This is a genomic window from Mesoplasma grammopterae ATCC 49580, from assembly GCF_000701525.1.
Lineage (GTDB): Bacteria > Bacillota_I > Bacilli_A > Mycoplasmatales > Mycoplasmataceae > Mesoplasma > Mesoplasma grammopterae.
Genome location: NZ_JNJC01000009.1, coordinates 1 through 1,289 on the forward strand (window position 1 = coordinate 1; position 1,289 = coordinate 1,289).

General features: G+C 32.1%; 1 protein-coding gene. It reads right to left on the bottom strand.

Translation table 4 applies throughout. From position 1 onward, the window contains the following. Positions 1–92: 92 nt before the first annotated feature. Positions 93–1,289: dihydrolipoamide acetyltransferase family protein (locus T314_RS0102740; protein ID WP_029512079.1), on the bottom strand; the 1,197-nt coding region annotated here is incomplete at its 5' end.

Here is a 1,289-nt window from a genome sequence, read left to right on the forward strand (position 1 = left end):
CCTAATTTAACAAGAACTTCTGCTACTTTTCCTTCAGTAAGTCCTTCTCCAATGTCGGCAAATTTTACTTTAAACATTTTGCTTCTCCTCTTTTACATTAATAGTAATGCTGGATTACTTAAATAATTTTCTATTTTCATTAAGAATCTTCCGGCATCTCCACCATCAATTATTCTATGATCACATGTCATTGAGAATGGCATGATTCAACCTGCCTTAATTTCATCTTTTACAAAAATAGGTGTTTTTGTCATTGTACCTACTCCTAAGATTGCTGATTCAGGTGAATTAATAATTGGTGTGGCATAATCTAATCCAACTGATCCAAAGTTTGAAACTGTAAAAGTTGCATCTTTCATTTCAGTCATTGCTAATTTACCATCTCTAGCTTTTTTAGCTAATTCACCAATTTTATTAGCGATTTCAAATATTGTTAAATGGTTTGCGCTTTTAATAACAGGAACCATTAAACCTTTTTCAGTATCAACTGCGATACCAATATTAATATTATGTACTTGTAAGATTGCATTGTTTTCAGCATCTATACGAACATTAATATTAGGCATTTCTTCTAATACTTTAGCAGCTGCTTTTACGATGAATGCTAAGTAAGTTAATTTAATTCCTTTTGATTCACATCCATCTTTTAACATTGCACGCATATCATATGTTGGAGTTATGTTAATATTTTTCATTCCTGTAAATGCTGCATTTTCTGATTGAGATTTAACCATTGCTTTAACAGTTGCTTTTCTAATTCCGTTCATTGGAATTGAATCTCATGATAATGGTGCATCTATATCAACAGATTTCAGAGCAGTTTTAGCTGCTGAGTTTGCATTTGAAACAGCAACTGGTGCTGAATCTAAATCAGAAACTAAAATTCTTCCATGAGGTCCAGTACCTTTAATTGTTGATAAATCAATTTTTTTATCAGCTGCAATTTTTCTAGCTAAAGGTGTTGCTTTAACACCACTATTTGAAATTTCTGCTGTTACATTTGATGTTGCTCTTGAAGCAATAACATCATTTGATACAGGTGTTGACCCTACAACTGAAGCATTTTCTTCAATTGGCTCATTCTTAGTTTTAATTTCTGCTACAGGGGTTACTTCAGCCGCTGAAGAACCATCATCAATTTCAATAACAACATCTCCAACTTTAATTTCTTGTCCTTGAGAAATTAAAATATTTGCAATCTTTCCACCAACTGGTGCTGGAATTTCAGAGTTAACTTTATCTGTCTCAACAAAAAATAAAGCATCTCCTTCTTTTATTTCTTGTCCTAA